The sequence below is a fragment of the Bacillus sp. FSL R5-0820 genome (assembly GCF_038593385.1).
Classification (GTDB): domain Bacteria; phylum Bacillota; class Bacilli; order Bacillales; family Bacillaceae; genus Bacillus; species Bacillus altitudinis.
Genome location: NZ_CP151991.1, coordinates 2,189,489 through 2,202,373, shown reverse-complemented (window position 1 = coordinate 2,202,373; position 12,885 = coordinate 2,189,489). Strand labels below are relative to the sequence as shown.

Below are 12,885 nucleotides of genomic sequence, written 5' to 3'. Positions count from 1 at the left end.
GGCGACAGCTGTGCTGGGGTTTATGATGTTCTTTTGGATGATCGTTCCGTATGCAGGTGCAGAAGAAAGTGTGCCTTTATCAAGTGAAGAACCGGTCGCAGAAGAAGTTGCGGGTGGACAGGCTGATGCCTTAGAGCTTCATTCTATCAGTGACTTTTGGGAAACGATATTGGACGAGTATGGCGGCTTTCTGCCTGAAAGCCAAAAAGGTACAGTGAAGGAAATGATCGATGGCGATAAAGAGCTATCTCCCCAAACGTGGCTGAAGGCTTTTGTTCATTATCTGTTTCATGAGCTGATTGCCAATGGAAAGCTCTTAGGCACACTTATATTACTCACCATCTTTTGTTCGCTTTTGCAGCTTTTGCAAAATGCGTTTGAGCAAAGCACTGTTAGTAAAGTTGCATACGCTCTTGTTTATATGGTGCTTATCATTATTGCATTAAACAGTTTTCATGTTGCGATCTCTTATGCAACAGAAGCCATTCAAACGATGACTAGTTTTATTCTTGCTCTTATTCCTCTTTTATTAGCACTTATTGCCTCATCAGGCGGGCTTGTCTCAGCCGGATTCTTTCATCCTGTGATTTTGTTTTTAATGAACACGAGCGGTGTTTTTATTCAATATGTCGTTCTTCCGCTTATTTTTTTATCAGCGATATTGAGCATTGTCAGTACGCTGACTGAACAATACAAGGTTACCCAGCTTGCCCAGCTGTTAAGAAATGTGGCCATTGGCGGGCTCGCTGTTTTTTTAACCGTATTCCTCGGCGTCATTTCTGTACAGGGGGCATCTGCTGCTATCACTGATGGCATCGCTCTTCGCACAGCTAAATTTATTACCGGAAATTTCATCCCTGTCCTCGGCAGAATGTTTACTGATGCGACAGATACCGTTATCAGCGCCTCTGTGCTGTTGAAAAATACGGTTGGCCTTGTAGGCGTCGCCATTTTGATTTCAATTGCGGCTTTCCCAGCGATTAAAGTGCTGTCGCTCGCTCTGATTTATAAACTGGCCGCTGCGATTCTTCAGCCTTTAGGGGGCGGGCCGATTATTAGCTGCCTTGATGTCATTTCAAAAAGTGTTCTTTATATATTTGCTGCATTAGCTGTTGTATCGCTTATGTTCTTTTTAAGCATTACCGTTATTATCACTGCTGGCAACCTCACCATGATGATGAAGTAAGGAGGGGACACCATTTGAGTTTTCTCACAGAATGGATCACAAGTATTATTCTATTTATTTTATTTGCGATTGTGATTGATCTTTTGCTTCCCAATTCAAGCATGCAGAAGTATGCAAAAATGGTCGTCAGCTTACTGTTAATTGTGGTGATGCTCAATCCGATCTTTGCGTTATTCCGGGCAGATCCGGACCAAATTTTCTCAGAAATCATGAAAGGGAAGGACCAAGCGCAATCAGAAGAAATAAAAAATCAGATGAATTTAGAAAAAAAAGAAATACAAGCTTCACAGCGTGCATATATTTTAAAGCAAATGGCTGTCCAACTAGAAAAAAGCGCAAAGGAGCCACTGGAGAAGGAGAGCTATGAAATGAAACACGTAGAAGTGTTGGCAGATGAGGAGCACCTTGATCAGAATATGGAGGCAGATCAATTTCGCATCAAAGCAGTCCTTGTCCCGCTCACAGGTGATGCTGTAGAAACGGTGGCAAAGGTCGACATTGATCTCTCCAGGCAAAAGGAGGAAAGCGCCGGGGCGTCAGCAAAAGAGATGGCGAGGGTGAAAGAGACGCTTGCAGATGTATGGAATACACGGCCTGAACACATTGCGCTGAACATTGAGGGAGGTGACGCAGCAGATCATGAATAACAAAGACTGGAGACAAAAACTGAAATCAATGTTCCAAGCACCTGAAAAAGGTGAAGGGAAACCAAAATTAACGAAGCACCATTACTTACTGCTTGTCTTCATCATCGGCGTGTCATTCATGTTAGTCAGTCAGATTCTGTCACCGCCATCAAGCAAACAAGAGGCTGCTGTTCCTGCGTCTAAAAAAACATCCTCAGAAGAGCAGGCGGTGTTCAAACCATCCTCTTCAGGTAAGTCAAACAACTCGATAGAGGATGTTGAACAAGAATACGAAAATCAGCTGAAAGAGATTTTAGAAACGATCATTGGTGTTGAGGATGTTTCCATTGTGGTAAATGTAGACGCAACTTCTTTAAAAGTGTTTGAAAAAAACAAATCCAATAAAAGCACTACGACCGAGGAAACAGACAAAGAAGGCGGCGTGCGAAGTGTCACGGATCAAACAAAAGAAGAAGAGATTGTCATTATTAAAAATGGAAATGAAGAAACACCTGTTGTTGTCCAAACGAAAAAGCCAGCCATTCGAGGTGTCCTCGTTGTTGCTCAAGGAGTAGACAACGTTCAAATAAAGAAAACCATCATTGAAGCGGTTACACGAGTGCTTGATGTACCGAGCCATAGAGTGGCTGTTGCCCCTAAAAAAATCAAGGAGGATTCGGAATGATGTTAAAAAAACAAACGGTTTGGCTATTAACGATGCTAAGTTTAGTTGTCGTATTAAGTGTGTACTATATCATGTCTCCACAAGGTGAGAATGCTGTGACAGTAGAAGATACAAAATCAAAAGGAATGGAAGAGAAAAAGGCTGAGCCAGAAAAAGGGACTGACAAAGGAACCGAAAAGAACGCAGAAGAGAAATCAACTGACAAAGAAACCAATGCGAAACAAGAAGATGTTGAAACAAGTGGAGAAGAAGGAAAGGCTGTTTCAGAGCAGACCGACGATGAACTTTTCACAACCTACAGACTTGAACTGGAAGATAAGCGCAGCAAGCAGCGTGAAGAGTATAACGAAATCGTGTCTAGCGATGATGCAACAGCGCAAGAGAAAAGTGAAGCTTATGATCAAATGACAGCGCTTAGTGAGGCAGAAGGAACAGAGCGTCAACTGGAGACATTAATCAAAACAAAAGGATATAAAGATGCGCTCGTCAGTGCAGAAGGAGATAAAGTGAACATCACGGTTCGTTCTGATAAAAAATCAAAGTCCCAAGCAGCAGATATTATTGATTTGGTCACAAAAGAAATGAGAGGGCTTGATAACGTAGCCGTCACTTTTGAGCCATCGAATCAATAAAAAATGCAAAAGCGCCCTTTTCTGAAAAGGGCGTTTTTTCATGCGGGTTGACGCCCTTTTTCAGGTGCTTGTGCGAGGAGTGTCATCACATTAATAGTTGAATTCAACGAAATCCTCCTGTAAGATGGTTATAGTATGTACTTTTAGTACTAGCCTATAAAAAAAGATAAATCCATACATAGGGGTGCAAATCCATGTTAAAAATTGAAGAGATTCATGAACTAATTAAATTAATTGACGAATCAACAATTGATGAATTTACGTACGAAAATGAAGGTGCAAAAATCAAGTTAAAGAAAAATAAAGAAGTCGTTCAGCAAGTTGCGGCACAAGCACCAGTGGCTCCTGTCCAAGCAGCTCCAGCTCAACAAGCTCCTAAAGCACAAGCTCCAGCTCAGACCGAAGCCCCTGCACAAGAGGCAACTGCGTCTGAAAACCTGCATAAAATCACATCCCCAATGGTTGGCACATTTTACGCTTCTTCTTCACCAGAAGCAGATCCATATGTGACAACAGGTTCTAAAGTGAAGGAAAACTCAGTTGTATGTATCGTTGAAGCGATGAAACTGTTTAATGAAATCGAAGCAGAAGTAAAAGGCGAAATCGTCGAAGTATTAGCTGAAAACGGTCAGCTTGTAGAATTCGGACAACCCCTCTTTCTAGTGAAAGCAGAGTAAGGAGTACGATCATGATTAAAAAGCTATTAATTGCAAACAGAGGAGAAATCGCAGTTAGAATCATCCGTGCTTGTAAAGAGCTTGGAATTGAAACAGTTGCGGTATTTTCTGAAGCGGATCGTGATGCGCTGCATGTTCAAATGGCTGATGAAGCATATTGCATCGGACCGACTGCTTCAAAAGATAGTTATTTAAATGTGACAAATATTGTCAGTGTGGCAAAACTAACAGGTACAGATGCCATCCATCCAGGATATGGTTTCCTTGCTGAAAATGCAGACTTTGCAGAGCTTTGCGAGGAATGTAATGTCATCTTTGTTGGACCAACTGCGTCAGCAATTTCCAAAATGGGAACGAAAGATGTGGCAAGAGAAACAATGAAGCAAGCTGGTGTTCCAATTGTCCCTGGTTCTCAAGGAATTGTAAAAGATCTTGATGATGCTGTTTCAACAGCAGCTGGTATTGGGTATCCTGTCATTATTAAAGCAACTGCAGGCGGCGGTGGTAAAGGTATCCGTGTGGCTCGCACAGAAGAAGAGCTCATTAACGGTGTCACCATCACGCAGCAGGAAGCAGCACAAAACTTCGGGAACCCAGGTGTCTATTTGGAGAAATTCATTGAAGACTTTAGACACGTTGAAATTCAAGTCCTTGCTGATCAGCATGGGAATACCATTCACTTAGGTGAACGTGATTGTTCTATCCAAAGAAGAATGCAAAAGCTTTTGGAAGAAACGCCATCACCTGCACTAAATGCAGATATTCGTGAGCAAATGGGTGAAGCTGCCGTAAAAGCAGCCGAAGCTGTTGAATACACAGGTGCTGGAACGGTTGAATTCATTTACGATTATAATGAAGAGAAGTTTTACTTCATGGAAATGAATACACGTATCCAAGTAGAGCATCCTGTAACGGAAATGGTCACTGGTGTTGATTTGATCAAAGAACAGATCAAAGTAGCTTCAGGTGAAAAGCTTTCCCTTACGCAAGAGGATGTCGTATACGAAGGCTGGGCGATTGAATGTCGTATTAATGCAGAGAACCCTGAGAAAAACTTCATGCCTTCTGCTGGTGAAATTAAAATGTACCTTCCGCCAGGCGGTTTAGGAGTACGTATTGATTCTGCCGCTTATCCTGGTTATGTGATTCCGCCATATTACGATAGTATGATTGCGAAAGTGATCACATATGGTAAAACGAGAGAAGAAGCAATTGCAAGAATGAAACGTGCGCTTCAAGAATTCGTCATTGAAGGAGTCTACACAACGATTCCATTCCACCTCAGATTACTAGAGCACGAAACATTTGTGAGCGGTAATTTTAATACGAAGTTTTTAGAAACGTATCAAATTATGAAATAATAACAGCTTTCGGAGGTGAATGATCGTGTCAGAAAACAATTTGCTTGAAATGAACCTTGATGAAGATCAATTGGGAAAAGTGCAAATTGCGCCAGAAGTGATTGAAGTCATTGCTGGGATCGCTGCATCAGAGGTCGAAGGAATTGCGGAAATGCGCGGCAACTTCGCTGCTGATGTGGCAGAACGCTTTGGGAAGAAAAATCACCGTAAAGGTGTGAAAGTAGATGTCTCTGATGAAGGCATCACAATTGATGTGTATTGTGTGGTTGAATTTGGCCTATCCATTCCAAAGGTATCCACTGCTGTTCAAGAAAATATCCGTCAAACCCTTTTAAACATGACGGCCTTAACGATTAATGAAATCAACATTCATGTCGTCGGCATTCAATTTGATACAAAAACAGCTGAAGCTGAAGTTGATCAAGAAATGTAAAAAGGGTTGAAGTGAAACCAAGGAGGCATTGCCTCTTTGGTTTTTTAAAGCCCATTTTTGGGGAAATTCCGCATGATGATTACGTCACGCATGGAGAGATTCGTTTTTCGTCACAGCTCGCATGGATCTTGGTGCGACTACGGTCAAAATATGTTATGATCTCTGTATGGCTTAACGACAAGCGGATAAAGTGGTTAAAGGAGTAAATAATGAAAAGAAGAACTGCAAGAGAAAAGGCGCTACAAACATTATTTCAAATTGATGTCAGCAATATTGATCCGAAAGAGGCCATTACACATGCGCTGGATGAACAAGAATCAGATCCTTTTTTCGAGGAACTGGTTTTCGGTGTGCTCGAACAAAAGGACAAGCTCGATGACATGATTTCACAGCATCTTGTGAATTGGAAACTTGATCGTATTGCGAACGTAGACAGAGCCATTTTAAGGCTGTCTGTGTACGAAATGGTATATCAAGAAGATATCCCGGTGAGTGTTTCAATGAATGAAGCCATTGAACTGGCTAAATTGTTCGGTGACGATAAGGCGCCGAAATTTGTAAATGGTGTACTTTCAAACATTAAAAACGACCTAAAGCAGTAATAGGAGGATTCGACATGACAGCAACAATCATCGATGGGAAAGAAACAGCAAAAGAAAAGCGTGAACAATTAGCAAAAGAAGTAGAAGAGCTAAAACAAAAAGGAGTCACACCTGGTCTTGCCGTTATTCTAATCGGTGATGATCCGGCTTCACTTTCTTACGTACGCGGGAAGAAAAAAGCAGCAGAAGCCATGGGCATGCATTTCCAGCTTGATCATTTAGATGCTTCTTTAACAGAAGAGGAATTGCTAAAGATGATTGATCAGTACAATGCAAATGATCAATTCCACGGAATTCTTGTTCAGCTTCCACTGCCAAAACATATTTCTGAAAAAGCCGTCATTGAACGAATTTCACCAGAGAAAGACGTAGATGGTTTTCATCCGCTGAATATCGGGAAAATGCTACTTGGGGAAGACACATTCCTCCCTTGCACACCAGCAGGTATTGTTGAATTATTGAACAAAACAGGTGTGGATCTCTCTGGTAAAGAAGTGGTCGTTGTAGGACGAAGCAATATCGTCGGCAAACCAGTTGGACAATTGCTATTAAATGAAAATGCAACCGTCACCTACTGTCATTCAAGAACGGCGAACATTTCAGAACATACGTTAAAAGCGGACATTTTAGTTGTTGCCGTCGGTCGAGCAAACTTTATTAAAGCTGACCAAATTAAAGAAGGCGCTATTGTCATTGATGTAGGAGTCAATCGTCTAGAAACGGGGAAACTTGTAGGGGACGTTGACTTTGAAGCAGCAAAAGAAAAAGCTTCTTACATCACACCAGTCCCTGGCGGAGTGGGTCCAATGACAATTACGATGCTTGCACACAATACGGTTAAATCAGCAAAACGTACATTATCATAAGCTTGATCCATTCATCCACCTGCGTGCTGCCGGTGGATGAATGTGCGTTTTTGAAGAGGAGGAATACGTCATGAGTGAAAAAGCCTTTGTGACGGTCACAGCCCTTACAAAATACATAAAAAGAAAATTTGATGTTGACCCTCATTTAGAAGATATTTGGATCAAAGGTGAGTTATCAAATGTGAAGATTCATTCAAGGGGGCATGTTTATTTCACCTTAAAGGACGAAAATGCACGTATGCAAGCTGTCATGTTCCAGCGCTCCGCGTCCAAGCTGCCTTTTTCACCAAAGAGCGGAATGAAAGTGTTCGTACGTGGCGGAATTCAAGTCTACGAACCGAGCGGAAGCTATCAATTATATGCAAAAGAAATGCAGCCTGATGGTGTTGGTGCTCTTCATCTTGCCTATGAAGAGCTGAAGAAGAAACTAGCAAGTGAAGGCTTATTTGATGAGCGCTATAAAAAAACAATTCCTGAATTTCCAGAGGTTGTTGGTGTCATTACATCCCCAACAGGAGCAGCTGTTCGAGATGTCATTACCACGATCAATCGGCGCTATCAGCAGGCCAAGATCATTGTGCTTCCGGCATTAGTCCAAGGAGAAAATGCTCCGCGTTCGATTGTGGAACGGATTAAAGAAGCCAATGAAAAACAGCTTTGTGATGTCTTGATTGTCGGGAGAGGCGGAGGATCGATTGAAGAACTTTGGGCCTTTAATGAAGAAGCAGTCGCAAGAGCGATCTTCGCATCAGACATTCCAATCATTTCTGCGGTTGGGCACGAAACAGACTTTACCATTAGTGATTTCACTGCAGACATGAGAGCACCCACACCAACAGGAGCAGCAGAACTAGCTGTTCCAAGCACCGCCGACTTAATCGAACGAATCAAATCAATCGACATTCGGTTAACAAGAGCGGTAAAAAATCGAACGTCACAAGCAAAAGACCGTCTTGTGGCACTTCAATCCTCTTATGCTTTCCGTTTTCCAAAGCGATTACAAGAGCAAAAAGAGCAGCAATTTGATTTGGTATTTGATCGTTTTCAAAAACAGCTGACAAGACAAATGGAACAAAAACGCAGTCAACTTGACCGCCAAACATATAGGCTGAAGCCGCTTCATCCAAAAGAGCAGCTGCTTCAGGCGAAAAAACGCCACGCCAATGAAACAGAACAGCTCATTCGGAGCATGAATGTGCAAATGAAATCAATTCATTCGCAGTTCCAATCGGTTCTTGGTAAACTAAATGCATTAAATCCGCTTCAAGTCATGGAAAGAGGCTATAGTTTAGCCTATAAAGAAGATGAGCTCATTAAAAGTGTGAATCAAGTAGAAACGAAGGATCAACTGACGATTACAATGAAGGATGGACGTCTGATTTGTGAGGTTATTGAGAAGGAGGGCAATCATCATGACAGAATCAAATAAACAAAAAGAAGAACAAATGACATTTGAAGAGGCCATGAAAGGACTTGAAGAGATTGTGGGAAAGCTCGAAGAAGGCGATGTACCGCTTGAACAAGCCATCCACTATTTCCAAGAGGGTATGACACTCTCAAAACTTTGCCATGAAAAATTACAGCATGTTGAAAAGCAAATGGATTTCATTTTAAAAGAGGACGGTGAACTGGCTCCTTTTTCAGTGAAGGAGGCAGATGCTGGTGACAAGTAACTTAAACGAATTTTTAACAACACGAAAACAAGCAATTGAAGATTATTTATTTACATATGTGCAGGAATTGTCTATTCCAGAAGAGCTGAAATCTTCTATGCTTTATTCTCTGAAAGCTGGCGGAAAAAGACTGCGTCCTGTTCTTATTCTTGCTCTTTTAAATGCGTATGGAAAAAGGGAAGAAGACGGTATACCAGTAGGCTGTGCAGTGGAAATGATTCATACGTATTCCTTGATACATGATGATCTTCCTTGTATGGACGATGATGATCTGCGCAGAGGAAAGCCGACCAACCATAAAGTTTATGGCGAGGCAACAGCCGTTCTTGCAGGTGATGCGCTGCTCACTGAAAGCTTCCGTCTGATTACATCGCAATTATCTGACGATGTACCTGCTGATCAAAAGCTTAGAATCATAGATGAACTTGTTACATCAGCAGGTGCACTCGGAATGGTTGGCGGGCAATTTGATGATATGGAAGCAGAACAGAAACAAATCCCTCTTTCTGAATTAGAATCGATTCATGCTCGCAAAACAGGAAAGCTACTCACCTTTAGTGTGGTTGCTGGTGCGATACTGGCAGGTGCACCTGATGATGAGATCGAAAAGCTGAGAGAATTCAGCTATCATATTGGCATTGCTTTTCAAATCCGTGATGATATTTTAGATCTTGAAGGCAGCGAAGAGAAAATAGGAAAGCGGATCGGCTCCGATACAGCAAATGAAAAGTCGACATATCCTTCTTTATTAACGCTTTCAGGAGCAAAAGAAAAGCTGGATGAACATATCACTCGTGCGAAAGAAATTGTCTCAAATCTTGAGTTAGAGCAAAACTTGCTGCATGATTTATGCGATCTGATTGCCTCACGAGATCACTAAAAACAGCCTAGATTTGAGGGTCCTCGAGCAATTGTGGTAAACTGTAAACAGTTTATCATGATGAGACAACTCTTATTCCTGAATTGGTTTTCATAGGAATAAGGCATTATATATGTAGATAGAAATTTTGTTGAAAGCGAGTTGATCCTGATTGGATCTTTTATCAATAAAAAATCCAACGTTTCTAAAAGGAATGTCAAATGCAGAATTAGAGGAGCTTAGTGCGGACATTCGCACGTTTTTAATTGAGTCGTTAGCGAACTCTGGTGGGCACATTGGTCCAAACCTTGGTGTCGTTGAACTTACTGTTGCACTTCACAAAGTATTTGACAGCCCGAAAGACAAATTTCTTTGGGATGTTGGACATCAGTCTTACGTTCACAAGCTGTTAACTGGAAGAGGCGCCGAGTTTGATACACTTCGTCAATATAAAGGGCTCTGCGGTTTCCCTAAACGAAATGAAAGTGAACATGATGTTTGGGAGACTGGACACAGTTCAACCTCATTATCTGGTGCAATGGGAATGGCGGCAGCGCGTGACATTAAAGGAACAGATGAATACATTCTCCCGATTATCGGCGATGGTGCACTAACCGGCGGTATGGCGTTAGAAGCACTGAACCATATCGGGGATGAAAAAAAAGACATGATTGTGATCTTAAACGACAATGAAATGAGTATTGCACCAAACGTTGGTGCGATCCATACAATGCTTGGCAGACTACGTACAGCTGGTAAATACCAATGGGTAAAGGACGAGCTTGAATACTTATTCAAGCGTATCCCAGCAGTAGGCGGGAAGCTTGCTGCAACAGCAGAACGTATCAAGGACAGTCTGAAGTATTTGCTTGTCTCTGGTATGTTCTTTGAGGAAATGGGCTTTACTTACTTAGGACCAGTAGATGGACATTCCTATGAAGATTTGTTTGAGAATCTTGAGTACGCAAAGAAAACAAAAGGCCCGGTTCTCCTTCATGTCATCACGAAAAAAGGAAAAGGCTATAAGCCGGCCGAATCTGATAAGATCGGCACATGGCATGGAACAGGACCATACAAAATCGACACAGGTGACTTTGTGAAACCGACAGCAGCCGCACCGTCATGGAGTGGTCTCGTCAGTGAAACCGTCAGAAAGCTGGCACGGGAAGATGGGCGAATTGTCGCAATTACACCTGCAATGCCCGTTGGCTCAAAGCTTGAAGGGTTTGCAAAAGAATTCCCAGAGCGAATGTTTGATGTTGGAATTGCAGAGCAGCACGCTGCAACAATGGCAGCTGGACTTGCTACACAGGACATGAAGCCATTTTTAGCGATTTATTCAACGTTCCTCCAAAGAGCCTATGACCAAGTGCTGCATGATATTTGCCGTCAAAATCTCAATGTGTTCATTGGAATTGACCGTGCAGGTCTTGTCGGTGCAGATGGAGAAACACATCAAGGTGTGTTTGACATTGCTTTCATGCGTCATATGCCGAATATGGTTCTCATGATGCCAAAGGATGAAAATGAAGGACAGCATATGGTCAACACAGCCATTCAATATGATGATGGTCCAATTGCCATGCGCTTCCCGCGTGGAAATGGACTAGGCGTCAAAATGGATGAACAGCTGAAAACCATCCCAATTGGTTCTTGGGAAGTTCTTCGTCCCGGGAAAGATGCTGTCATTTTAACATTCGGTACAACCATTAAAATGGCGCTGCAGGCAGCAGAAGAACTGCAAAAAGAAGGAAAATCAATTCGTGTTGTCAATGCACGTTTCATTAAGCCTCTTGATGAAGGCATGTTAAATGAGATACTGTCTGAAGGTTTGCCAATTTTAACAATAGAAGAAGCGGTGCTTCAGGGTGGATTTGGCAGCAGCGTACTAGAATATATTCACGACAAAAAAGCGTCTCATATAAAAGTAGAACGTATGGGCATTCCAGATGAATTTATTGAGCATGGAAGTGTCGATGCGCTACTTGAGGAAATTGGACTGACGAAAACACAGGCTGCTGAAACGTTACGTGACCTGCTTCCCGCAGCACCAAGAAAAGGAATTGGATCATGACATCAAAGAAAGAACGACTTGACGTTTTATTAGTCGAACAAGGACTAATGGAAACGAGAGAGAAAGCAAAACGCGCCATTATGGCAGGGATCGTTTACTCAAATGAAAACCGTTTGGATAAGCCAGGAGAAAAAATCGCTCGTGATACCCCGCTGACTGTGAAGGGGAATCCGCTGAAATATGTCAGCCGAGGTGGGCTAAAGCTCGAAAAGGCACTTCAAGAATTTGATTTAACCGTTGAAGGAAAGCTTTTAATTGATATCGGCTCATCAACAGGGGGATTTACAGATTGCGCACTCCAAAATGGAGCAGTCAAATCCTATGCTGTGGATGTTGGCTACAATCAGCTTGCGTGGAAATTACGACAGGATGATCGGGTGATCGTCATGGAACGCACCAACTTCCGCCATTCTGTTCCGGCAGATTTCACCGAAGGATTACCAGAGGTTGCATCTATTGATGTATCATTTATCTCGCTCAAACTCATTCTTCCCGCATTAAAGCATATTCTTATCCCAGGCGGCGACTGTATTGCGCTAGTAAAGCCGCAGTTTGAAGCGGGCAGAGAGCTTGTTGGAAAAAAAGGCATTGTGCGAGAACCTTCTGTACATCTTGGTGTGCTAGAAGAAATGAATCAATTTGCTGCAAAAGAAGGCTATGATGTAAAGGATGTTTCGTTTTCACCGATTACAGGTGGAGATGGAAATATCGAATTTCTCCTCCACTTGGTCCTGCATCCCGATCAAGAAGAGAATACGGCACTTCCAGTATCTGAACTTGAAAAAGTCGTCAAAGAAGCCCATGCCGTATTGAAAGAAAAGAAAAACAGTCCTGAGCCGGCTGACACATGAATTATTGAAACAAAAGGAATAATAGCTCGCTATTATTCCTTTTAGATTGTTGACAAAGGGCTAAAATGAACTTGATTTTAGCCCTTTGTCTTCTTTTCAGCGTGATAGAAAACCTTTGCAGTCTAGGAAGGACGAGTACTGGCGCGGAGCGAATTTGGCATTCGTGAGCACCAGAGCGCAGGACTGACAAAGAATGCGAGGGTTTGTCTACATGCTGAAAGGAATAATAGCTCGCTATTATTCCTTTTTACATGGTCAAAAGATCAGAATTAACCGTTTCTCACGTAATGCTTGTTTTTTGAAGTGTGCATCATATAACATAGAACGTAAAGACAAACTGAGATTCTAACGCCTAGGGGG

At 42.2% G+C, this 12,885-nt stretch carries 14 protein-coding genes; all 14 read left to right on the top strand.

Going from position 1 to position 12,885, the window contains the following annotated elements; all coding sequences use genetic code 11:
• Nucleotides 1-37 precede the first annotated feature (37 nt).
• The 14 genes from spoIIIAE (at nucleotide 38) to NST15_RS11190 (ending at nucleotide 12,525) form a co-directional block, all read left to right on the top strand.
• Nucleotides 38-1,186, top strand: a complete 1,149-nt coding sequence (spoIIIAE, locus tag NST15_RS11255) for a stage III sporulation protein AE (protein WP_230677075.1) — start codon at nucleotides 38-40, stop codon at nucleotides 1,184-1,186.
• Nucleotides 1,187-1,200: 14 nt separating this feature from the next.
• Nucleotides 1,201-1,833, top strand: coding sequence for a stage III sporulation protein AF (gene spoIIIAF, locus NST15_RS11250; protein ID WP_007501185.1), 633 nt, complete (start codon nucleotides 1,201-1,203; stop codon nucleotides 1,831-1,833).
• The gene (spoIIIAG, locus tag NST15_RS11245) at nucleotides 1,826-2,497 is read left to right on the top strand and encodes a stage III sporulation protein AG (protein WP_025207609.1); all 672 of its coding nucleotides are present in this window, start codon (nucleotides 1,826-1,828) and stop codon (nucleotides 2,495-2,497) included. Before spoIIIAF ends, spoIIIAG begins: the two co-directional genes overlap by 8 nt.
• On the top strand, nucleotides 2,497-3,129 hold the full coding sequence (locus tag NST15_RS11240; RefSeq protein ID WP_024718861.1) for a SpoIIIAH-like family protein: 633 nt from the start codon (nucleotides 2,497-2,499) through the stop codon (nucleotides 3,127-3,129). The genes spoIIIAG and NST15_RS11240 overlap by 1 nt, the downstream gene beginning before the upstream one ends.
• A gap of 194 nt (nucleotides 3,130-3,323) precedes the next feature.
• Nucleotides 3,324-3,806 carry an acetyl-CoA carboxylase biotin carboxyl carrier protein gene (gene accB / locus NST15_RS11235; RefSeq protein ID WP_019743732.1) on the top strand — a complete coding sequence of 161 codons (483 nt, stop codon included), beginning with the start codon at nucleotides 3,324-3,326 and terminating at the stop codon, nucleotides 3,804-3,806.
• A gap of 11 nt (nucleotides 3,807-3,817) precedes the next feature.
• Nucleotides 3,818-5,167: an acetyl-CoA carboxylase biotin carboxylase subunit gene (accC, locus tag NST15_RS11230; RefSeq protein ID WP_008342217.1), complete on the top strand. Its 1,350-nt coding sequence runs from the start codon at nucleotides 3,818-3,820 to the stop codon at nucleotides 5,165-5,167.
• A gap of 25 nt (nucleotides 5,168-5,192) precedes the next feature.
• Nucleotides 5,193-5,600, top strand: a complete 408-nt coding sequence (locus NST15_RS11225) for an Asp23/Gls24 family envelope stress response protein (protein ID WP_017357965.1) — start codon at nucleotides 5,193-5,195, stop codon at nucleotides 5,598-5,600.
• A gap of 209 nt (nucleotides 5,601-5,809) precedes the next feature.
• Nucleotides 5,810-6,202 (top strand): transcription antitermination factor NusB, encoded by a 393-nt coding sequence (nusB, locus tag NST15_RS11220; protein ID WP_008342218.1) that lies wholly within the window; start codon nucleotides 5,810-5,812, stop codon nucleotides 6,200-6,202.
• A gap of 14 nt (nucleotides 6,203-6,216) precedes the next feature.
• Nucleotides 6,217-7,068, top strand: a complete 852-nt coding sequence (folD, locus tag NST15_RS11215; RefSeq protein WP_007501171.1) for a bifunctional methylenetetrahydrofolate dehydrogenase/methenyltetrahydrofolate cyclohydrolase FolD — start codon at nucleotides 6,217-6,219, stop codon at nucleotides 7,066-7,068.
• A 70-nt stretch (nucleotides 7,069-7,138) separates the two neighbouring features.
• Nucleotides 7,139-8,497, top strand: a complete 1,359-nt coding sequence (xseA, locus tag NST15_RS11210; RefSeq protein ID WP_008342220.1) for an exodeoxyribonuclease VII large subunit — start codon at nucleotides 7,139-7,141, stop codon at nucleotides 8,495-8,497.
• Entirely contained in the window at nucleotides 8,481-8,741 is a 261-nt protein-coding gene (locus tag NST15_RS11205) for an exodeoxyribonuclease VII small subunit (RefSeq protein ID WP_003215880.1), read from the top strand. Before xseA ends, NST15_RS11205 begins: the two co-directional genes overlap by 17 nt.
• On the top strand, nucleotides 8,731-9,621 hold the full coding sequence (locus NST15_RS11200; RefSeq protein WP_039964013.1) for a polyprenyl synthetase family protein: 891 nt from the start codon (nucleotides 8,731-8,733) through the stop codon (nucleotides 9,619-9,621). Before NST15_RS11205 ends, NST15_RS11200 begins: the two co-directional genes overlap by 11 nt.
• Nucleotides 9,622-9,772: 151 nt before the next feature.
• On the top strand, nucleotides 9,773-11,674 hold the full coding sequence (gene dxs, locus NST15_RS11195) for a 1-deoxy-D-xylulose-5-phosphate synthase (RefSeq protein WP_056705228.1): 1,902 nt from the start codon (nucleotides 9,773-9,775) through the stop codon (nucleotides 11,672-11,674).
• On the top strand, nucleotides 11,671-12,525 hold the full coding sequence (locus NST15_RS11190; RefSeq protein ID WP_007501164.1) for a TlyA family RNA methyltransferase: 855 nt from the start codon (nucleotides 11,671-11,673) through the stop codon (nucleotides 12,523-12,525). Before dxs ends, NST15_RS11190 begins: the two co-directional genes overlap by 4 nt.
• Nucleotides 12,526-12,885: the final 360 nt, after the last annotated feature.

Bases quoted from the DNA above. Each gene is read 5' to 3' on its own strand.
- nusB (WP_008342218.1), top strand. From the start codon at position 5,810: ATGAAAAGAAGAACTGCAAGAGAAAAGGCGCTACAAACATTATTTCAA.
- spoIIIAE (WP_230677075.1), top strand. From the start codon at position 38: ATGATCGTTCCGTATGCAGGTGCAGAAGAAAGTGTGCCTTTATCAAGT.
- accB (WP_019743732.1), top strand. From the start codon at position 3,324: ATGTTAAAAATTGAAGAGATTCATGAACTAATTAAATTAATTGACGAA.
- NST15_RS11205 (WP_003215880.1), top strand. From the start codon at position 8,481: ATGACAGAATCAAATAAACAAAAAGAAGAACAAATGACATTTGAAGAG.
- accC (WP_008342217.1), top strand. From the start codon at position 3,818: ATGATTAAAAAGCTATTAATTGCAAACAGAGGAGAAATCGCAGTTAGA.
- spoIIIAG (WP_025207609.1), top strand. From the start codon at position 1,826: ATGAATAACAAAGACTGGAGACAAAAACTGAAATCAATGTTCCAAGCA.
- xseA (WP_008342220.1), top strand. From the start codon at position 7,139: ATGAGTGAAAAAGCCTTTGTGACGGTCACAGCCCTTACAAAATACATA.
- NST15_RS11240 (WP_024718861.1), top strand. From the start codon at position 2,497: ATGTTAAAAAAACAAACGGTTTGGCTATTAACGATGCTAAGTTTAGTT.
- folD (WP_007501171.1), top strand. From the start codon at position 6,217: ATGACAGCAACAATCATCGATGGGAAAGAAACAGCAAAAGAAAAGCGT.
- NST15_RS11190 (WP_007501164.1), top strand. From the start codon at position 11,671: ATGACATCAAAGAAAGAACGACTTGACGTTTTATTAGTCGAACAAGGA.